The sequence below is a fragment of the Chelatococcus sp. YT9 genome, assembly GCF_018398315.1.
Taxonomy (GTDB): domain Bacteria; phylum Pseudomonadota; class Alphaproteobacteria; order Rhizobiales; family Beijerinckiaceae; genus Chelatococcus.
In genome coordinates this window covers 3,032,380-3,052,112 of the sequence record NZ_JAHBRW010000001.1, presented here as the reverse complement: position 1 = coordinate 3,052,112, position 19,733 = coordinate 3,032,380, and the positions used below count along the sequence as shown (strand labels likewise).

Here is a 19,733-nt window from a genome sequence, read left to right as displayed (position 1 = left end):
CCAGCTGGGCCGGGGACAGTCCCGGCCTGGAAATGCGTTGTTCCTAAATGGGACCGTATAGCGTCTAGTATACACCCTCCCCGTTGCTTGCTACTCCGCTATCGCCTTTTGCGCGAGCAGACTTATTCACAGGTCGGTGATGGCATCGGAATATTGCAGTGAATTGAAACCCCTCGCCCAGCGAGCAAGTCCACAGAACACATTCGGCATCGCGTTTTATGAGCTCATTTTTTGTTGAGGCTCCCGTTTTGCAACTTTAGCTTAACAATCGGTCCATAGGTTCGCACTTGCCCTCTCCCCCCCGAGGGCAGGCCCCGGTCGTTTGACCCATCCCCCCAGGTTGGTCATGAGTACGACCGGGGCTACCTGCCGATAGCCCTGCCGGCCTCGTGGCGAGAAGCCGCTGAGCGTCCTTCCACCGATTTCTATCTAAACGAGAACGAGACAGGCTTGGGGACCACCGCATCCAAAGGGGTGCAGGCGCGTTCCACCAGAGCGTCCCCCCTCCCCGCTGGACCCGGCAGATTTCGAAACTTCAGCGGAACCGTCCCCACGTCAGCGACTTATTGTCAACGCATGGTGAGTGGATGGGTTTGCGCATGGATATCCTGAACAACAAGGATGTAAGCCCAGCCGGAACCGTCCCTACGGCGACAAAGCCCAACCTCAGCGAGACCGTCGTCTTGCCGAGGGATCCCGTCGTCGTTTGCCTCGTCATTCTGGTAACCCTCGCACTTCTGACCACAGCTTATGTCGCGGCCGACATTATCCTGCCGATCGTGCTCGCCTTCGTTCTCAAGCTTCTGTTTCAACCCGTCATGCGGCTGCTCGAGAAACTGGGCCTGCCGCGCAGTGTCGCCGCACTCCTCCTGATACTGGCTGTGTTTGGGGCCATCGTGGGTATCGGCGCGGCCATTTCCGGACCCGCCACAGCCTGGGCCAGCAAATTTCCCGAGGGCGTCCCGCGCCTTCAGGAGCGTCTCCGGTTTCTCGATGAGCCCATCACGACGCTGCGGACTTTCCTTCACCAGGCGGACCGTATCGTGCAGGGCGGCGTGGGGGGTGGCAGCCCGGCATCCACTTCGGCCATTGCCAGCGTGCTTTTCAGCAGCACAACCCATTTCGCGGGCAGCTTTTTCGAGACGATCCTCATCCTGTTCTTCCTGCTGATGTCCGGCAATACCTTCCTAAAGCGAACGGTGGAGATTCTCCCGAGCTTCAAGGACAAGCGTCAGGCGGTTGAGCTGTCACAACGTGTTGAGGAGAACATCTCCGCCTATCTTCTGACGATCACCCTCATGAACGTGGCGGTCGGGCTGGCGACGGGCCTTGCCATGTGGGCCTGTGGATTGGGCGATCCCGTGCTGTGGGGTGTCGTCGCCTTCTTTCTCAATTACGTGCCGATCATGGGGCCATTCTTTGGTGTCGGGATATTCCTGCTGGCCGGGCTTCTGATCCTCGATCCGATCTGGGCGGCCCTGCTTCCCGCCGCCCTCTATCTCGTCATCCACGTGATTGAAGGTGAAATCGTCACGCCCATGCTGCTGGCGCGACGGTTTACGCTCAATCCCGTCCTGGTGATCATCTCCCTGATCTTCTGGTTCTGGATGTGGGGGGTGCCTGGCGCCATCCTGGCTGTACCGATGCTGGCGATCTTCAAGATCGTCTGCGACGGCGTGCAACCGCTTGCCGCGATCGGACATTTTCTGACCGGCGACGAGTGAATCATTCGCGGAACGAATCCGCGAGCTGGCGCAGGTCGTCTGTTGCCGGATAGCAACGCCATAAGTGCCGGCGCGACAATCGCCGGTCATGTCCTAGCTCGCGACGGCTTGGTCAGACAGGTCACTCTCGATGTGGATACGGTTGCGACCCGCCATTTTTGCCGCGTACAGTGCCTTGTCGGCGCGGCCGAACAGATCGGTCGGCGTATCACCCCCACGACCCGCCGCAATACCAGCCGAGAAGCTGTAGCTGAAGTCATTCCACCCTGGAAGCGGTCGTGACAGGCGCACGATGGCCAGCATGCGCTCCACGATCAAGGCAGCTTCCTCAACCGAGGTAGCCGGCATGACCAGAACGAACTCCTCACCGCCGAACCGCCCGAAAGAATCAGAACGCCGCACGCGTCCGATGATACGCGTGGCCAGATCCCGCAGAATGATATCGCCGGCCTGGTGACCGTAGCGATCGTTGATATATTTGAAATTGTCGAGATCAAGCACGGCGACGCAGCCATAAAAGCCCGTGTCCTGGTCAGGTTGGCGCAGCATGTCCTCGATGCGCGCCGTGACGTATCGGCGGTTGGCTATGCCCGTGAGTTCATCGGTATAGGCGGCCTTGATGGCAAGATCCCGATCTTGCCGCACCAAGCGCTCCTCAGCACGAAGATCGGTGATATCGCTGGCGATGCAGAGCATCCATCCATCGCTCTGCACCGTCTCCGTCATCCAGAGCCAACGGCCGTCCCACAGGTCTGTCTCAAGAGCCCGAAAGCCGATCTTTCCGCGACGGGATTGCGTGGAGATGAGCCAAGCCTCGAAATTCTCCTGGCGGATCACGGTGCCACGCTGCAAATGAAAATTCCGGCGCATGAGGTCCGACCATAGGGGCGTCTCATCCGGGTCTAGAAAAAAGGTGTCGCGAAACGACTTGTTTGCATAGCGCAAACGGTCGAACTCGTCATAAAGCGCGACGAGAACCGGTGCGTTCTCATACAATTGGAAGAGTTTAGCCGCCGTGTCGGGCATTATGCTGTGTCACAGCCCGAGTAAGCGGCATTTCGCTGGATGCCGCCAAATCCAGGCTCCATCTCCCGGCCATGCCCCATGGTGGATCTCACAGTTTTCAACACCGTGCCCCGGCCCAAGACGAGAGCGCAACCGCTCACGTCTTAATGGATACCAAATATTACCATCATACGCAACAACAGCACATATCAGGAGTATACATCGGAGAATATTCGAAATTGCAGAAATCACGAAGAAATAATGAGAATAATTCCGCAATTATAAGCCTTCATTTTCACGGAGAGCATTTCATGTCGAAATTCTTCGAAGATCTCGGCGTCAGCTTGGGCGAAGTCGCGCAGTGGAGTTACGATTTGGTTGGGGAAGGATTGAAAGCCGTAGCCAGTCTCTGGGGCACCGGCATGGCGAAGTTCCTGGAATTCGATGGCTGGCTTGTAGGGAAGGCTTGGGACTTCGTCAGCTGGAGCGTCTCAACGGGATGGGACGTCGTCACAGGAAGCTGGCTCCTGCCCGCGCTCGGCGGCAACGGCGACCAGGAGCCCGATGCGACACATGCACCATCATCCCCGATGACATCGCAGCCTCCCGGCGGGGCCATCGAAGCGCAAATGTCTCCCGGGCACCTTCATGCCGATCTTGATCTCATTGGCACGCGAGGCGCTGCCGAGGCGCCAGATTGGCACCACCCATAATACACAGCTTGCGCCGGCGACATCTCGCTCCATGCCGTCGGCGCTAAACTTCACAACGAGCCGATACATGGCAGATCGCCGGCTTTGGGTGCGGCGCACCGGCATCCACGATGCCCAACGTCGTAATCATAACAACAAGCGGCCCTGCCTTCAAAGAATTGAAAAATATATGCATACTATATTTATAATTTGCACGGATTACCAAGATAAAAATTATCGATGTTGTAAATTATAATTGTTCCGTTCGCAGGAGATCTTCATGGCAAACTACGCATCCGATCCAGCTGGCGCCTTCTTCGATGATTTTGGGAAAGTGATTGTTTACGTTCCCAAGAAACTCGGGCAGGGCGCCATATGGGTCGGGGACCAAGCATATGGCGGGATCAGTTCGGCCGCTTCGACTGTTCGGGATGCGGTTGGCTCGGCAGCTACGAAAGTAGGAGACAGCATTTCTGCCCAGTGGGACGACGCCAGGTGGGAAACGACACGCGTGTGGGATGGCGTCAAAGAACTCTCTGCGAACCTCTGGGACAGCGTCAGCCTGGCGGGTTCACACGTATTGAACGAGATCCGCACCGGCGGCTCAGTCCCGACATATTCTTTTGCGGACAACTCTTCCGAAACGACGACGCACCCGCAGCCAGATGACGACGGGGTTGTTCATTTGATATCTCCCCTCGGCGAACCTGTGGAGATTCTGCCGCCAATTGAGCCTCCGCTTGTTGCTGGATTAGGGATAGTTCACGAAGCATTCTGGCGGGGCAGCGGGGCGGCTCCCGAAGCGCTTCCTGCCGATGACCTCGCGGCGGATGCGCCTCCGATCGATCTCTCCCTTCTTGGCGTTCTGGCAAGCGCTTCGGAAGCAGGTCTGATGCTGTCGTAACGGCGAACGACACGGGCGGCATTGCACTGAATGCCGCCCAGTCAGGGCCGCCCTACAAGGATGGCTTGCCGCCTTCCCTGCCAATCAACGCCTGAACGTCGCGTCGGTCCAGTCAAGTAACCCGGCGAGAAATGCGGTCGCCATGGGCATGAAATGGCTGCCGTTGTGATAGAACGGGTCGAGCGTGGTCACCACCAACCGCCCCTTGCCGCCACCCACGCCTGGATGGTCGTAGAGCAGCGTGCCATCCGGTCCACCGCCCATCTCCGGCGCGATGGTCACGAGCGGGATGGCGCCCGCCGATGGATGCAGCAATCCGTGGAAATGCCAGACCACCGCGCGCTGCGGGAGGTAACGGAAAATCTCATGGTCCGGGTTTGGAATACGGTGGCCCGGATCAGTTCCCTTGTCGAGCCACCACCAGAAATTGGTGGGCTTGAATGTCCACTCCACGCCCGGCAGCCAGGTGTGCGCCTGGTTCTCCCCAAGCACGATCAACGTGCCGCCCTGTTCGAGATAGCGCAGAAACAGCCGCCGCTTGGCGCGCAGGATTGTCGGGCTGATCCTGTCAGCGACCATGACGGCCTTAAAGCCGTCTAGATCGCCCTCGACCAGATCCGGCGCATAGATGGCTGTATCGAACCGGTCGCGAAACCGCTCGGCATGAATAGTCTCGTGGTGATAGTAGCACCCGCCTTCGACGACCGCGAAGCTCATCGCGCAGCCTCCTTCTTGGCGCTTCCCACTTCAGCGTCGTCGCCGCTCGCTATCCAGTCGAACAGTTGCGGCACAATCCGCTCCGCGCTGTTGCCGCTGTCGGCATAGCCCCATAGATCCGCGCCGGCATGCACCAGAAGGCGGCCGCCGACGGCGGGCCTCGTCTCAAAATCAACGGGATGACGACGCGGTCCAAGCGTGTTGATGATACGGGCACCGGCGGGCGGTGGATTGCTGCCGCGGCCATAAAAGCCAGCGACCCCTCGGCGCCAGGTGAGATCGCGCCGATCAACGCCCCTCCAGACCGGATGGTCCGAAGCCTGCGTTACTTCGAGATCATCCACCGTATAGTCGGGGATGACCTCGTAAGGCGCAAGTTCATCCAGGAACGGGTAGGCTACATGGCCGCAGAAGACGATGGTGCCGCCGCCACTCAGGAAGGCCTCCAGCTGCGCCTTGCGGGACAGGAGGTAACGCTGATCGGCATGCAGGCCGATCAGCAAGCCGCGATAAGCAGGAAGGTCGATGCCGGCGAGTGAATAGAGAGGAAGGACATCGAGCCGGCACCCGGGATCGACGCTCTTCATGAGGAGGTTGACACCTCCCTCCGTCTGTTCGCAATCCAGCAAGAGAGCGTCGATCATGGCGGCCTTACTTCCCGGTGAAGGCGATCGGCGCGACGAGGTCGGCCTTGATGTCGATCTTCTTCTTCATCATGCCGGCCTCGACCATGAAGTCCTGGTCAGCGGCGAGATTGGCCACATCCGCGTCGCTCATCTTGAGCGTGAAATCGTACCAGGCATTCATCCGGCGGGCATCTTCAAGCGAGATCTTCTGCTCGGCGGCGGCGAGCTTCAGCGCCTCCTCGGGCTCCTTCGCCATGAAATCGAGCGCCTTGCGGTGTGCGGTGAGATAAGCCTCGACGAGTTCGGGATGCTCCTTGAGGAACGTGCCGCGCACACCGATGACGGTGGTGGGATCAAACAGGCCCTTGCCATCGACGATCACGTGACCGCCGGCTTCTTCGACCGCAAGCGCGTTGTTGCCGGCGAGCGTCGCCGCATCGACCTTGCCGGCGAGCAGTGCCGCGCGTGCCGCGCCGAGATCCATGTTGATGTAATTGATGTCGGACAGCGTCATGCCGTTCTTGATCAGCGCCGCCGCGAGAAGCTGGTTCAGTGCCGTGCCCTTGGGGCCGGCGACGTTCTTGCCCTTGAGCTCGGTCACCTTCGTGGGGCCACCCTTCGCCGCCAGGATGGCGTAGGCCTCTGGGTTGCGGCTATAGGCTGCAATCACCAGCACATCCGCGCCGTTCGCCTTCCCGAGGATCGCCGAAGATCCGCCGAGCACGCTGGCAATGTCGATCTCGCCTGCAGCAATCGCTTGGACCTGCTGCGCGCCTGACGTGATCTCGGGGGACTCGACCTTAATGCCGTACGGCGCAAAGGCCTCGTCCAGGTAACCCTTCGCGCGCATGACGATGGATGGCACGTTGAACGGCGACGCCACGTAGGTAATGCGCACCGTCTTCGGCTTCTCGGCAGCGAGCGCGCCAAGGATGCCGCCGGTGGTCAGCGACAGAGCTCCGGCGAGCGCCAGCGCGGTGGTGATGAGGCTGCGACGGGTGTGACGGATCACGGGATACTCTCCTGTTGGAACAAGCGCGAATCTTGTGGGGGCTCTTCTTGGAGTGGCGGCCTATCCCGCCGGCAGGCATCGCCCGCGAGGTCATCGAGGATCGCACGGCGCAGCGCTACGAGCTCCTGGTCCGTGGCATCACGCGGTCGGGGCAGCGGGACCGGTCGCCGCCCGATAATGCGGCCCTTGTCCATATGCACGACTCTATCCGCGAGGAGCAGGGCTTCCTCGACGTCATGGGTGACGAAGATCACGGTGGGCCGGCGAGCCAGCCAGATGTCAGTGAGTTCAGACTGCAAGCTGCGCCGCGTGAAAGCATCCAGCGCCGCGAAGGGCTCGTCGAGGAGCAGGAGTTCGGGCTCGAGCACAAGGGCCCGCGCGAGCCCGACGCGGCTCGCCATGCCGCCGGAGAGCTGATCGGGATAGGCATCGCGAAACTCGGTGAGACCGACCAGCGAAAGCGCCGCCGTGACGCGCGTCGCGATATCGGCTTTCGCGACCTTGCCAACGAGGCCGAAGCCGGCGTTGCCCGCCACGCTCAACCACGGCATCAACCGCGGCTCCTGGAACACGCAGCCGATTGTGGGGCGATGCCCGTCGGCATGCCGGATATCACCCGCCGTCGGGCTGATGAGGCCGGCGAGAAGGCGTAACAAGGTCGACTTCCCGCAGCCCGAGCGCCCGACGACAACGGTGAAACTCCCGGGCGGCAGAAGCAGGTCGACGTCAGCCAAGGCGACCACATCGCGATCGCCCACCTTGTAGTGCTTGCTGAGCCCCCTCACCTCAAGCATGGGTAATCTCGGTACGCTGGCGCAACCATGGCGCCGTCCGGGCGATCAACTGGCGGACCCCGAAGTCGGCGAGGAGGCCGAGGCCGCCGATGACGAAGATGCCGACTATGATGATGTCGGTACGCGCCAACTGCTCGGCGTCTACGATCATGTAGCCGAGCCCCGCTGCCGACGCGACCAGCTCAGCTCCGACCAGCGCGCGCCACCCCTGCCCCAGCGCGATGCGCAGCCCTATGACGATGGACGGCAAGGCTGCGGGCAATACGATGCGGCGCAGGATGGCGCCTTGCGGCAGCGCACAAGCGCGCCCGACCTCCACAAGCTTTTGGTCACATTGCGCGATGCCGCCGAGTGCGCCCAGGAATATGGGGAAAAAGCAGGCGAGAACGATGATGCCGATTTTCTGTGTCTCGCCGATGCCGAGCCAGAGGATGAGCAGCGGCATCATGGCCAGCGGCGGCACCTGGCGCAGAAACTCCAGAACCGGCTCGAAGGCCCGCTGGGCCGCGGGCGAAATTCCGAAGAGAAACGCCAGCGGCAGCGCGAGCGCCGTCGCGATGAGGTAGCCTGCAATGATCCGAACCACGCTGACGGCGATATGGGCGCCCAGCGTGCCATCGCTGACAAGCTCCCAACCCGTCAGCAAAACGGTATGCGGCATGGGCAAGAGGAAGGTCGAGACCAGCCCCCGGGCGGAAGCCTGCCACCACGCTATCGCGAGCGCAGCGATGACGCAGATGGCGCCGAGACGCTTGGAGAAACGTGAAATGACCATTCTTGCGTACGAAGCGAAAACGACGCGAAGAGAACTCTTCGCCCATCACCGACATGATGGATGCGCTCTCATAGAGGCCCTACTTCGCACTGGCAACAAAAACCAATATATTGGAATTATTATAATTTTCGTCTGCACCCGACTTGAAAGCCTTTCAGTATCCGGAGAACACTAAACGTCCGCAGATTTATTATTACCCTTCGCCTCGCGAGACCCTTCGGTTTCCATCCGCCAGCCGCGGGGCGAGATGCCGAAACGCGCCTTGAACAACTTGCCAAAGGCGGACAAATCCGGAAAGCCGCAGGCCAGCGCCACGGTGCCGACGTTCAGATTGAAAGAGGCCTCCAGCGTCCTGCGCGCCCTTTGAAGGCGCAGCTCACGCAGCGTATCCATCACGGTGCTATCGTGTTCGGAAAAGGCGCGGTAAAGCGTCGCGCGGGAGCATCCCAATGCATGGGCGATCATGCCCGGATCGAGGTCACGGTCGGGGTAATGCGCCGCCATGAATTGGATGGCGCTGGCATAGAGGCCCTTCGTGAGCAATTCCGCTGCGCTTTCTACAGGCTGCGTTATCCCACGCAGCATCAGCAGGGCCGTCTCCACCGTCGCGTCCAGCATGGAGGCCAATTCGTTGCGCGCCAGGAAAGGGCCGTGCTCTTCAAGGCTCATCATCTGTGTGCGCAGGAACGGCGCAAGGCGTTGCTGCTCGAGCGGAAGCGACAAGCCATCCAGCGCGCCGCCGATGGCGTCCAGGGCCGCTTGCCGCGGCAATAGAAGATAGAGATCCTTGCCCTTGCTCCAGTGATAGCGCATCGGCCGCGCGACATCATAAAGCGCCATCGAGCCGCTCTCGGCAATCATCCGTGCGTCACCGGGACCCTCCAGCGCGACACGACGCTCCGCCAGCAAGGCAATGACCATGCATTCGCCCAGCCCGGCGCTGCGCGCCTCGCGCGAAAACACCGTTTGATAGCAGGATCCCTGATGACTGCCGAACACACCGAACTTGCCACGGACGAATTTGGCGGTGCCTCTGAGTTCCTTGTCCGGTGGCAAAAGATCGACTGAATGATAGGCGGCCGCGCGCCACGCCTCATAAAGCGTCGCAGGTTCGAAATCGTCGGTCGAGAGACGATCGAACCTGTAAAGTTCGGGAGCGGGAACCACCGGCTGCGACATGAGAACGCCTGGCAGGAGGAGTTAGCCACAGAGATCATAGCTGCAGCAGGGCCGTTTTGCACGAGCCTCACTCGCCCATTCATGCGTTGTTATCAAATCCTTCATGCGACGGCCACTCACCAGGGATGACGCGCGCTCACCCCCGGCTAGATCGCAGTTACCAGCCAACGGGTCCGGCAATGGACCGCACCATTCGAGGGCCAGGTGTCGGCTATGGTCAGCCGCCCTTCACCGCTCCCGCGGTCAATCCAGCGATGATCTGTCGTTGGGCAACGATCGTCAGCAATAACACCGGCAGTGTCACGATCAGCGCGGCGGCAGCGAGAGGCCCCCAGCTTAATTGCTCGAACGAGATCATATTGTAGACCGCCACAGGCAGCGTGCGCGTCTCGCGGCCGGCAAGCACGATCCCGAAGACGAAATTGTTCCAGGAGAAGATCACCGCTAGAATGAAGGCGACCGTCACGCCCGGCTTGGCGATGGGCAGCGCCACATGGCGAAACACTTGCCAGCGGTTGGCTCCATCGATCGTGGCTGCCTCCTCGAGTTCCATCGGCGTCGTTTCGAAATAGCCAATCATGATCCAGATGATGATCGGCACGGTGATGACGAGATGGATGATGATCTGCGGCCAGAGCGTACCCATGAGGCCGAGCCACTGAAACAGCAGAAACAGCGGGATGAGGTAGGATAGTCCCGGCGTCATCCGCGCGATGAGGATGACAATGGCTGACCGCGTGGCCTTCATCCGCGCGATGCCGTAGCCGGCTGGCACGCCGACCATGAGGCCAACCAGAGTGGCCGTGCCGGTGACAATCAGGCTGTTGCGGAAGAAGAGCGGGAAGCGGTTGGATTCAAGCACAGACCTGTAGTTCTGCCACGCAAAATTCTCGGGGATCAGAATCGGTGGATAGGCTGCGTTGTCGACCTCGTATTTCAGCGAGAGAGACAGCATCCAGATGAAGAAGAAAAGGGCCGGTGACACGATGATCGCGACGGCAACCATCAGGAGGAACCTGTCGAGGATGGCACGCAGTGTCATAGCGCGCCTCCCACTTCGGTCCATTTCGTGCGCTGCCTGAGCGCTAGCAGCAATACCGACAGCCCGATCACCAGCGCGAAGAACACGACCGCGATCGCAGAGCCATAGCCGATATCGTAATAAGCAAATGCAACGCTATAGAGATATAGATTTATGGTTTCAGAAGCCGTTCCCGGACCACCCTGTGTAATAGCATAGATGATATCGAAGCTTTTGACGGCATCAATGGTGCGGATGATGGCCGCGACCATAAGAAAGGGAGCGATCATCGGCAAGGTGATATAATAGAACATCTGCCATCGGCTCGCACCGTCGATCAATGCACTTTCATAAGGCTCTGTCGGAATTGCCGCGAGCCCCCCGAGCAGGATGAGCATGATAAGCGGTGTCCACTGCCAGGTTTCCACCAGCACCAGCGAGGGGATGACGGTGGATGGCTCGAATACCCACAGCTGCGGCGGAATACCGACTAGGGACAGGAGATAGTTCAGTACACCAAGCTGCGGGTGGAACATCATGGTCCACACCAGCGCGATCGCGACCGGGGTCGCCATCATGGGCATGACGAAGATGCCACGCAGAAAGCCGCGCAACGGGAACCGGGCATGGAAGATCACTGCCGACAGAGTGCCGAGCAGAAGCGGAAGCAGGACCGAAAGGACCGTATAGTACAAGGTGTGGACCACGGCGTCGGCGAACCGCGGATCACGGGGCAGGCGCAAGTAATTCGCGAACCCGACAAAGCTCGATGTGCCACCGACAGTCCATTCGTTCAGGCTCATCCACAGGGTGAAGGCCCAGGGGAAGACGATAACGGCACTGACCGTGATGATCGCAGGCAAGACGAACGGCCAATAGGATGGGGGGCGCCAATCACTCTTGGCGGGTTGATGTGTGGCGGGGGCCGAAGCCTCCCTCATGGTGAGCTCACTCATGCTTCACTTGTGCTTGTGGCATCATGCTGTTGATGATTGCCCTGCCTTAAACGAGGCCGTTACGCCAATTGGAAACTGTCCGCGCGCACTCACGCCGCCCTTGAGCAAACTGAAGCGAGCATGCCCCGATATGGCCCAATAGACCCCACCCCAGAGCCTTCGGAGCATGCTCGCAAACGACCCGGCCGCGCAGCGCGTGCGCCGTCAGCCGGACCGCCCGATGGTTCAGCCGCGTTCGCTGCGTTCAAGCACGGGCCTGAACTGCTCTGTCGCCTTGGCAAGCTCGGCGGCCGGATCCGCTCCCGACAGAGTGCTCGTCAGCGCCGTACCGATGATGTCGCGGAACTCGGTGACCGGAATGACCACCGGCAGGCCGAGCCGGCTGACTTTTGCCGACCCGACGACCGCGTCGACCCAGGCCGCAGGCATTTTCACACCGCTGCGAACCTCTTTGTCGTCGAGGATGGAGTTACGGAACGGCACACCGCCACCGGCCTGCAGAAGGCGCGCGCCCATAAGTTTGGACACGGCCCACTGGCAATAAAGATACGCGGCCTCCTTCTTGGTGGAGGCGGCAGCGACGCCGATGCCGTCCCCGAAAGTGGCTGAAGCCTGAAGCTTCGGACCGGCCGGCATCACTCCGTAACCGACCTTGCCGACGATGCGTGACTTCGTCGGATCCTCGAGCGGGGGCGCGAAGCCGACGCCATCGAGCCACATGCCGACCTTGCCCTGCAGGAAAGCCGATTGACATTCCGACCAATTGAAGCCCGCAACACCGGGCGGCGCGGTCTTGGTGAGCAGACGCTGGTAGAGCTTGGCGCCCTCGACGGCCTCGGGCTTGTCGGTGAGGAGATTGCCGCTGGCGTCGAGAAAATTGCCGCCATAGCCGAGCAGGAAGCTCGCCCACACCGGCACATTCGCGTTGCGCAGCCCGCGGGCGACAAAGCCATAGGTGCCATCGGCGGGACTGGTCAATGCCTCGGCCGCCTTCACCATCTCCTCGAAATTGGTGGGATAGCTCAAGCCCTTCTTTTCAAAGAGATCCTTGTTCCAGTAGACGATCCAGTAATCCACCGAGAACGGCAAGGAGCGCATCGCTCCGCTCTGGTCCTTGGCATACAGCAGCCCGGCGGAGGAGAAATCGGCCTCGGTCAGATCCGACGCCGTCAGGTCCGGATTTTTCATGAAAGGCGTGAGATCGGCAAGCCACCCAGCCTTCTCGAACTGCCGCTTCTGCACGTGATAGCTCAGGTGCACGACATCGAAACTCGGCTTGCCGGACGTCAGCTCAATAACCGCCTTCTGTCGCTGCTGCTGCTCCGGGATCTGCTCCGAGGCGACCTCGATGCCCGTGAGATCCGTGAATTCCTTGGCATATTTCTCAAGGACCTCTCCCCGCGGGCTCTTGATGAGATTGACTTCGAGCTTCGTGCCAGCAAACTTCTTCCATTGTGGATCGGCGAAGGCCGGCGTTCCAGCCAGGCCCAAAGCACCCGCCGCCAAGCTTCCTTTGAGCACCGAGCGGCGCGAGATGCTGTTGTCGAACATCGCTTTCCTCCCCTTTCATATCATCCCTGGCGCGGCGCATTTTTGAACAGCACCGTCGCCCATCTCTCAAAGCAGCCAGCGCGGTAGCCAAGCTGCCGTTTTCGTTCAATCTGCAACCCGGCGGTGGATTGGTCACCCCATCCTTTAGGCCTATGGCATCTTGTAAAATTCAGTGTCGATGCCGGCGAAGACGATGAGGTGCCGAGACTGGGCCTCAGTCTGCCAAGCGCACCCACGTCAAGATCGATTTGGCGAAAAACCCGTCGGTGCGCGCCCCCCGCAGTCCGCCCACTGGCGCAGAAAGCGAAGTCGCGCCCCTCGTTGAGACCGGAATCACTCCATTCTGTGGACCAACACGAGGGCGAAACCAGATGCTCGCCATCCGTGCCGCCAAGCCCTGCCGACCAGCGTGATCTATTGTTGATCAGGCCGGAGGGAGCTTGCAAGCACATTTTCATCCGACTAACATGTTAGTGTGCAGTCAATAGATCCGGGGTCTGTTTATCATGTCTGGTCCGTTCGGCCTCTCCGTGGCCCTCGCAACTCCTTTCCAGCTTTCTGGAGCGGTCGACAACGGCCTCCTCACGGAGCAGGCCTCCTGGTGTCTGGCCAGGGGCTGCAGCAGCATCACGCTCTTCGGGACGACGGGCGAAGGCGCCTCAATCGGACTGGCGGAGCGCGAGGCCACCTTCGCCGCTCTCGCCAGGGCAGGCATCGCCGGGAATCGCATCGTGGGCGGCGTTGCCGCAACGGCTGTCACTGACGCAGTCGCGCAAGCCACCCTGGCGCTCGATCATGGCTGCCGCGCGCTCCTTGTGCCGCCCCCTTACTTCTTCAAGGATGTGGCTGAAGACGGAGTGTTCGGCTGGTATGCCGCGCTGGTGGAGCGCCTGGGGCCGCGGGCGCGGAACATGTTGCTGTACAACATTCCCCAAGTGACCGCGGTTGCGATGCCGCTATCCCTCATCACGCGGCTCATCCGGGCTTTCCCGGAGGCCTTCATCGGTGTCAAGGATTCGGCCGGCGACTGGGCTTACACCGAACAGCTTCTGGAAGCGCATCGCGATCGTGTTATCCTGGTCGGTGATGAGCGCAGTCTGGCTCGCGCCGTTAGAAACGGCGGCCAAGGAGCCATATCGGGGCTGGCAAACATATGCCCAGATGCGCTATTGCCCCTTGTGGTGGAGGGACGCTCCGATCAGCGTGTCGATCAATTGGTCGAGACGGTCCTTGGCTATCCAGTCATGGCAGCGATCAAAGCGCTCATTGCCCATCGCAGCGGCGAATCCGGATGGTTGACCATGCGGCCGCCGTTGACCGCAATGTCGCGCGCCGAGATGGCCCAGCTCGGGGAACGCTGCGATCGGATTTTTTCTGCAACGGCCGCTTGAGAGGAGTGTCGGATGGAGAGGACGGGCGAAGAGCGCGAACCTCCCAAACTGCGCGAGATTGCCTACGATAGCTTCACCCGGCATCTGCTTGCCAACGCTGTACGCCCGGGCCAGTTCGTTTCCCAACGGGAGCTGGTCGAGCTGACGGGCCTGACGCTCGGTGCGATCCGCGAACTCGTCCCTCGGCTCGAAGCCGAGGGCCTCGTGAAGACGGTGCCGCAGCGGGGCATGCAGGTTGCGCATATCGATCTCGGCCTCATCCGTGATGCCTACCAGTTTCGCCTCTTTCTCGAGAAGGAGGCGATGGCGCTCTTCGTTGAGACGGCTTCTGACGCGACGATCGCTGCAATCCGCGCCCAGCACGAGGATATCCTGCGTCGTGCCGAAGAGGGTGTGGCCAGCCCAGAACTCGCTGCCGAGGCGCAAGCTGTCGATTGGGGGTTCCACGACACGATCATCGATGCCTTGGGCAATGAGATCATCGCCAAGGCCTATCGCGTGAACTCGATCAAGATCAGACTGATCCGGCAGGAACTGACACGGATCGACGGCCTCGTCGTTCCCGTCATGAATGAACATCTCGCAGTGATCGCCGCCATGGAAACGCGCGACCCGGCTTTGGCAGCGAACGCGCTCGCCAAACATATCGATAGCGCGCGGCGCCGTGCGCTGGGACTACGGTAGGTCCACATAGCCCCCGCCAACTGGAGCGCAGCAGCGGGCGGCGGGGCAACACCTGAGCCGTCCACGCTAGACAGTCGCTCACTCAATCATGTCGAGCCGAAGCTGCGTTGCCCATTGACAGAAAGGTAAGCGCCTCCCATGTGTTCGCGATGCGCGGAGGAGGTCGGGGGCTCGCCGATGCGCATGGAGGTCTTCATGAGGGCCATCGCGCCGGAATGCGGCGTATGCCCTGCATGTGATGAGAGCATCATGATGCCCGCGCGCATTTTTGCAGTTACATCGGCCGTGCTTGTCGCGCTTTTGGCGGCGCCAGCCTTTGCCCAGTCCCGCCCGTCCGATACAGCCGCATCGCCCCGGCAGCGCCCCCCTAGCGAGGATTGGACCAGACCCACCCGCTCCGAAAAGGACATGGCGGCGCGCTACGCCACCTGGGACCGCAAGGCGCGGGAATCCACGAGCGGCATCTGCGTGGGATGCGATACGGCGGCCGGGCTGCAGGCGACCGTGAAGACGCCCAGGAAATCGAGGAAGCTACGACGGTAAACGCGGCGTTCTCCGCCCGTCAACGTGAATCGGGGCCGATGCGTAGCTCGGCCCCGTAATGGTCGACGTCAGACCTGCTGAAGGTTGACAGCCGCGTCCTTGCCGGTCCGGCGGTCCGCTTCAACCTCGTAGGCAATCTTTTGACCCTCGGTAAGGCCCCTCAGGCCCGAGCGCTCCACCGCGCTAACATGGACGAACACGTCCTTGCCGCCATTGTCGGGCTGAATGAAGCCATAGCCTTTTTGGTCGTTGAACCACTTAACTGTTCCGGTAGCCATCTTGTCGTCCTTCTGCAGCGGGCGCCGAGTTGCGCCTGCCTCAACGCGACAGATAGCCCGTGCGTGCGACAATGCCAAATCATCAATTGTGGCGATGTGGATGTCAGAGGGATTTTTATCGCCGAAAAGCCTCCTTTTTGTGGACCCGCTCGGATTGACGCGAGCCATTCCAAAGAAGAATTCGCACTATGATATCAGCAATTTAATTGCATATTCTGCACGCCGTTGAAGAAATCAGGGCAGCGTTTGCCACCCATATGGGTTCATCGACGAAATCCTTGACGATCGCGGCGATGACAGCGCGCCCCGCTGAATTTCCCACGAGCAACCGCAGCTGCGGCACTTCACAATCCTATCAGATCGGGTTGGAAGGCAACGCCTCAGCTCCACGCTGCGCCCGGCAGCGCATCAAGCGGGAATTTGAGATAGCGCCGCCCATTGGCTTCAGGCTCAGGCAGACGTCCGCCGTTTGTGTTGACCTGTAGCGCGTGAAGAATGAGCTTCGGCATGGGCAAGGTCCGATCGCGGGCCTCGCGCAAGGTCACGAAATCGGCTTCTGAAGCGCATTTGGCGATATGACTGTTGGTCGACCGCTGGGTGGCGACCGAGCTTTCCCAGGCGGCGGCGCGTCCGCCGGGCTGATAATCGTGTCCTGTAAAAAGCCTGGTCTCGTCCGGAAGGGCCAGAATGGCCTGGATCGAACGCCACAAGGCGCTTGCGCTGCCACCCGGAAAATCGGCCCGCGCCGTGCCACTGTCCGGCATAAAGAGCGTGTCATGGATGAAGGCGGCACTACCTATGACATAGGTGATCGACGCCAGCGTATGGCCGGGGGAGAACATCACCCTGCCCTCGAGGCTGCCGATAGAGAACGTGTCGCCCTCGGCAAAAAGCCGGTCCCACTGAGAGCCGTCAGTGCGCAGTTCCGGCCAGTTGTAGATCTCCTTCCACAACAGCTGCACATCCCGCACGTGTTCGCCGATCGCGGTCGGCGCTCCCGTCTTCCCCTTGAGGTAGCTCGCGGCTGAGAAATGATCCGCGTGTGGGTGCGTGTCGAGGATCCACTCAACCTTTAGGCCGTGCTCCGCCACATAGTCGAGCAGCCGGTCCGCGTTGCGTGTTGCGGTCGCCCCTGACTTTTCGTCGAAGTCCAGAACCGGATCGATGATCGCGCAAGCCCGCGTTGCAGGGTCGCTGACGACATACTGGATCGAGCCCGTTATGGCATCATAGAAGCCCTCTACCTGCGGTTGGCCCATCACGTATCCTCAATGTCGTGCGGGACGGATGCCTTGATCCGTCGATCCAGCGTGAACAGAAGCTGAGAGTGCGGCCTGTGCCGCTAGCGCTACTTGCGGTTCCCGAACCAGCGATGAACCCCGGAGAGATCGAAGCCATGGCGTTGGCCAAATGCATCGACGTCCTCAATAGCCATGCGCCCGTCGAGAACCTCACCAATGGTCCAGATCGTCAGGGAACGTGTGCCGGACCGGCAATGCGCCACGGCCGGACCGGGCTGGGCGGCAAGCGCCGCTTGATGTTCGCGCACGAGGGCTTCATCAAAGCCATAGCCTGAAAACGGCAAGTGGCTATAGGCCATGCCCAACGAGGCGGCTGTCGCGGCTGCCTCCGCCGCTGTCGGCTGGCCAGGCTCTTCCTCATCGGGGCGATTATTGACGATGGCTGTAAAACCTCGTTCCTTCAATTCGGCAAAATCGTCCGGATCGATCTGCGGAGCGACCCACAGTGTTTCGTTGATCTGTACGAGCTTCATCGTGAACCTCTCCCAGTTGGTAACGATCGTCTGGCGCACGCGATCTTGCCGACAGCCTGTGGCCTCTCAGGCAGCAGTCCATTCCACATGGGCACGCACAGCGCCGCTGCTCGGCTCCACCCAACCATGCTTTTCGGCGAAATGGATCATGCCGGCAATTCCTTCGCGCCATGCCGGATCATGCTTGGGGCCTAGAGCATTGAGGGCGCTCTGATCGATCCAGACGTGATCGGTCCCATCAACTTGACCGATCCCGGTAAAGGCGCGGGCGAGCCGCGCGAGATCGCGCTCACCCCACGGCACCGACACCTTGAAAGCGCGAAAATCCATGGCTTCCTCAAGTACGATCCGATCGTCATCCCCGACAGCGATAATCATCGGCGCTCCTTTCGCATCCCCAGCCCCACCCGCGTTCAGCCAATTCAGCAAAACGCATGGGCAAGGTCTGGCGCCCCCCTCTCATGATCGTGAGCGCATTTGAGCCGGAAGCCGACACACCATGGCGCCTTCTGATCACGCCCGCATGAGGCATAAGTGAGGCTGGCGCAACCCGCAAGACATCGTGCAATTCATCCGGGAGATCGCCGTCTCCCGCGCGACGCTCGCGATGCGCCAAGCGCATGACTTATGCGGCGCGTTGATAGGAGCTATCCTTTCCGGGCATGGCGTTGCGTCCGCCGGTGCTGTAGCGAAGCATTGTTTCAATCGCATAGCTTAGCAGGACATATTGTGATGGCCGACGCCGTTTCCTCGCGACCTCTGACCAGAGGGGATGCCAAGACGCTCGCTCTGGCATCGCTCGGGGGCGCACTCGAGTTCTACGATTTCATCATCTACGTATTCTTCGCGGTGGTGATCGGGAAGCTGTTCTTCCCTCCTGATATGCCTGAATGGCTCGAGCAGCTGCAGACCTTCGGCATTTTCGCGGCCGGCTATCTCGCGCGTCCTCTCGGCGGCATCATCCTGGCGCATTTCGGCGACAAGACCGGCCGGAAACGCATGTTCACGCTGTCCATCTTCATGATGGCGCTGCCCACCTTGATCATCGGCATCCTGCCGACTTACGAATCCATCGGCTATGCTGCGCCTCTGCTGCTCCTTGTCATGCGCGTGTTTCAAGGCGCGGCCATCGGGGGCGAGGCACCCGGCGCGTGGGTCTTCGTGTCCGAGCACGTTCCACAGAATCGCGTCGGCCTCGCCTGCGGCCTGCTAACAGGCGGCCTAACCGGCGGCATCCTGCTCGGCTCGCTGATGGCGACGCTCATCAATTACATCTATACGCCGGCGGAGATCCATGACTTCGCCTGGCGCATGCCGTTCATCGTCGGTGGCGTTTTCGGCTTCGTCGCGATGTATTTGCGGCGCTGGCTTCATGAAACGCCGGTGTTCGAGGCCATGCGTGCCCGCAAGGCGCTCGTCGAGGATCTGCCGTTGAAGCAGGTGCTTGGCGGCTATCGGCCGGCCGTCGTCGTCTCGATGCTGGTGACATGGATGCTGACCGCCATCGTTGTTGTCGTCATCCTGATGACGCCGACGCTGATGCAGCGCCTCCATGGCTTGCCGGCCCTCACGACGCTGGTTGCGAGCATCGCGGCAACGCTCGGCATCACCCTTTCCGCCTTTGCCGTCGGGGCTTTGATCGATCGCTTCGGCCTCGTGAAGGTGACGCTTGCCGGCGGTCCGTTCTTCATCATCACGGCATACGCCCTCTATCTCGGCACTGCCGTCAACACGGGCTATCTCATCCCCCTGTCGGCGCTCGCTGGCCTCGGCGCCGGGCTGATTAATGTGGTGCCCTACACCATGGTGCGGGCTTTCCCGGACAACGTGCGCTTCACGGGGGTGTCGTTCTCCTACAACGTCGCCTACGCAATCTTTGGTGGGCTGACCCCGGTGGCCGTGCAGCTGTTGCTCGTCAGCGATCCGATCGGCCCCATCCACTACGTCGCCGGGGCAACCGTCATCGGCGTCGTCGCCATTGTCGCCTATATGCGCCGCCCCGCCCTCGTCCATGCGGTGAGCACGACATTGGCGCCAGAGCCCGCGGCCCGCTGAGAGCCCCACGCTCATTCCATGAATAAAAAAGCCCCCCGCGTCGACCGCGGGG

Annotated in this window: 21 protein-coding genes; 7 read left to right on the top strand and 14 right to left on the bottom strand. The window is 60.9% G+C overall.

From position 1 onward, the window contains the following. The first annotated feature begins 599 nt into the window (after positions 1-599). Entirely contained in the window at positions 600-1,724 is a 1,125-nt protein-coding gene (locus KIO76_RS14010) for an AI-2E family transporter (RefSeq protein WP_213323840.1), read from the top strand. 93 nt (positions 1,725-1,817) lie between these two features. Here the strand turns inward: KIO76_RS14010 and KIO76_RS14005 are convergent, their stop codons facing one another. Then, entirely contained in the window at positions 1,818-2,750 is a 933-nt protein-coding gene (locus KIO76_RS14005; protein ID WP_213323839.1) for a sensor domain-containing diguanylate cyclase, read from the bottom strand. A 290-nt stretch (positions 2,751-3,040) separates the two neighbouring features. Here KIO76_RS14005 and KIO76_RS14000 point away from each other — a divergent pair, with 290 nt between their 5' ends. After that, positions 3,041-3,442, top strand: a complete 402-nt coding sequence (locus tag KIO76_RS14000; protein WP_213323838.1) for a hypothetical protein — start codon at positions 3,041-3,043, stop codon at positions 3,440-3,442. A 259-nt stretch (positions 3,443-3,701) separates the two neighbouring features. Next, positions 3,702-4,325: a hypothetical protein gene (locus KIO76_RS13995; RefSeq protein ID WP_213323837.1), complete on the top strand. Its 624-nt coding sequence runs from the start codon at positions 3,702-3,704 to the stop codon at positions 4,323-4,325. 84 nt (positions 4,326-4,409) lie between these two features. Here the strand turns inward: KIO76_RS13995 and KIO76_RS13990 are convergent, their stop codons facing one another. From KIO76_RS13990 to KIO76_RS13950, 9 genes are all read right to left on the bottom strand, one after another. After that, a complete protein-coding gene (locus KIO76_RS13990) occupies positions 4,410-5,042 on the bottom strand; it encodes a hypothetical protein (protein ID WP_213323836.1) in 633 nt (210 codons plus the stop codon). Further along, complete coding sequence (locus tag KIO76_RS13985) at positions 5,039-5,686, bottom strand: hypothetical protein (RefSeq protein WP_213323835.1); 648 nt, start codon at positions 5,684-5,686, stop codon at positions 5,039-5,041. Before KIO76_RS13985 ends, KIO76_RS13990 begins: the two co-directional genes overlap by 4 nt. A gap of 7 nt (positions 5,687-5,693) precedes the next feature. Then, on the bottom strand, positions 5,694-6,680 hold the full coding sequence (locus tag KIO76_RS13980) for an ABC transporter substrate-binding protein (protein ID WP_213323834.1): 987 nt from the start codon (positions 6,678-6,680) through the stop codon (positions 5,694-5,696). Further along, complete coding sequence (locus tag KIO76_RS13975) at positions 6,677-7,474, bottom strand: ABC transporter ATP-binding protein (protein WP_213323833.1); 798 nt, start codon at positions 7,472-7,474, stop codon at positions 6,677-6,679. Before KIO76_RS13975 ends, KIO76_RS13980 begins: the two co-directional genes overlap by 4 nt. Next, a complete protein-coding gene (locus KIO76_RS13970) occupies positions 7,467-8,249 on the bottom strand; it encodes an ABC transporter permease (RefSeq protein WP_213323832.1) in 783 nt (260 codons plus the stop codon). The genes KIO76_RS13975 and KIO76_RS13970 overlap by 8 nt, the downstream gene beginning before the upstream one ends. 171 nt (positions 8,250-8,420) lie before the next feature. Then, positions 8,421-9,428: a helix-turn-helix transcriptional regulator gene (locus KIO76_RS13965; RefSeq protein ID WP_213323831.1), complete on the bottom strand. Its 1,008-nt coding sequence runs from the start codon at positions 9,426-9,428 to the stop codon at positions 8,421-8,423. Positions 9,429-9,645: 217 nt separating this feature from the next. Continuing rightward, complete coding sequence (locus KIO76_RS13960) at positions 9,646-10,470, bottom strand: carbohydrate ABC transporter permease (RefSeq protein WP_213323830.1); 825 nt, start codon at positions 10,468-10,470, stop codon at positions 9,646-9,648. Next, positions 10,467-11,390 carry a carbohydrate ABC transporter permease gene (locus tag KIO76_RS13955; RefSeq protein ID WP_502761887.1) on the bottom strand — a complete coding sequence of 308 codons (924 nt, stop codon included), beginning with the start codon at positions 11,388-11,390 and terminating at the stop codon, positions 10,467-10,469. Before KIO76_RS13955 ends, KIO76_RS13960 begins: the two co-directional genes overlap by 4 nt. Before the next feature lie 240 nt (positions 11,391-11,630). Continuing rightward, positions 11,631-12,956, bottom strand: coding sequence for an ABC transporter substrate-binding protein (locus tag KIO76_RS13950; RefSeq protein WP_213323828.1), 1,326 nt, complete (start codon positions 12,954-12,956; stop codon positions 11,631-11,633). Positions 12,957-13,462: 506 nt separating this feature from the next. On the opposite strand from KIO76_RS13950, the gene KIO76_RS13945 reads away from it, so the two are divergent. The 3 genes from KIO76_RS13945 (at position 13,463) to KIO76_RS13935 (ending at position 15,574) form a co-directional block, all read left to right on the top strand. Further along, entirely contained in the window at positions 13,463-14,347 is an 885-nt protein-coding gene (locus KIO76_RS13945) for a dihydrodipicolinate synthase family protein (protein WP_213323827.1), read from the top strand. A 12-nt stretch (positions 14,348-14,359) separates the two neighbouring features. Continuing rightward, the gene (locus tag KIO76_RS13940) at positions 14,360-15,031 is read left to right on the top strand and encodes a GntR family transcriptional regulator (protein WP_213323826.1); all 672 of its coding nucleotides are present in this window, start codon (positions 14,360-14,362) and stop codon (positions 15,029-15,031) included. A gap of 249 nt (positions 15,032-15,280) precedes the next feature. Next, positions 15,281-15,574, top strand: a complete 294-nt coding sequence (locus KIO76_RS13935; protein ID WP_213323825.1) for a hypothetical protein — start codon at positions 15,281-15,283, stop codon at positions 15,572-15,574. A 68-nt stretch (positions 15,575-15,642) separates the two neighbouring features. Here KIO76_RS13935 and KIO76_RS13930 read toward each other — a convergent pair whose 3' ends face one another. From KIO76_RS13930 to KIO76_RS13915, 4 genes are all read right to left on the bottom strand, one after another. Then, a complete protein-coding gene (locus KIO76_RS13930) occupies positions 15,643-15,852 on the bottom strand; it encodes a cold-shock protein (protein ID WP_110376366.1) in 210 nt (69 codons plus the stop codon). 380 nt (positions 15,853-16,232) lie between these two features. Then, positions 16,233-17,111, bottom strand: coding sequence for an MBL fold metallo-hydrolase (locus KIO76_RS13925; RefSeq protein WP_213323824.1), 879 nt, complete (start codon positions 17,109-17,111; stop codon positions 16,233-16,235). An 89-nt stretch (positions 17,112-17,200) separates the two neighbouring features. Then, a complete protein-coding gene (locus KIO76_RS13920; protein WP_213323823.1) occupies positions 17,201-17,626 on the bottom strand; it encodes a protein tyrosine phosphatase family protein in 426 nt (141 codons plus the stop codon). 66 nt (positions 17,627-17,692) lie between these two features. Then, the gene (locus KIO76_RS13915) at positions 17,693-18,004 is read right to left on the bottom strand and encodes a hypothetical protein (protein WP_213323822.1); all 312 of its coding nucleotides are present in this window, start codon (positions 18,002-18,004) and stop codon (positions 17,693-17,695) included. A 354-nt stretch (positions 18,005-18,358) separates the two neighbouring features. On the opposite strand from KIO76_RS13915, the gene KIO76_RS13910 reads away from it, so the two are divergent. Then, a complete protein-coding gene (locus tag KIO76_RS13910) occupies positions 18,359-19,681 on the top strand; it encodes an MFS transporter (protein ID WP_213323821.1) in 1,323 nt (440 codons plus the stop codon). Positions 19,682-19,733: the final 52 nt, after the last annotated feature.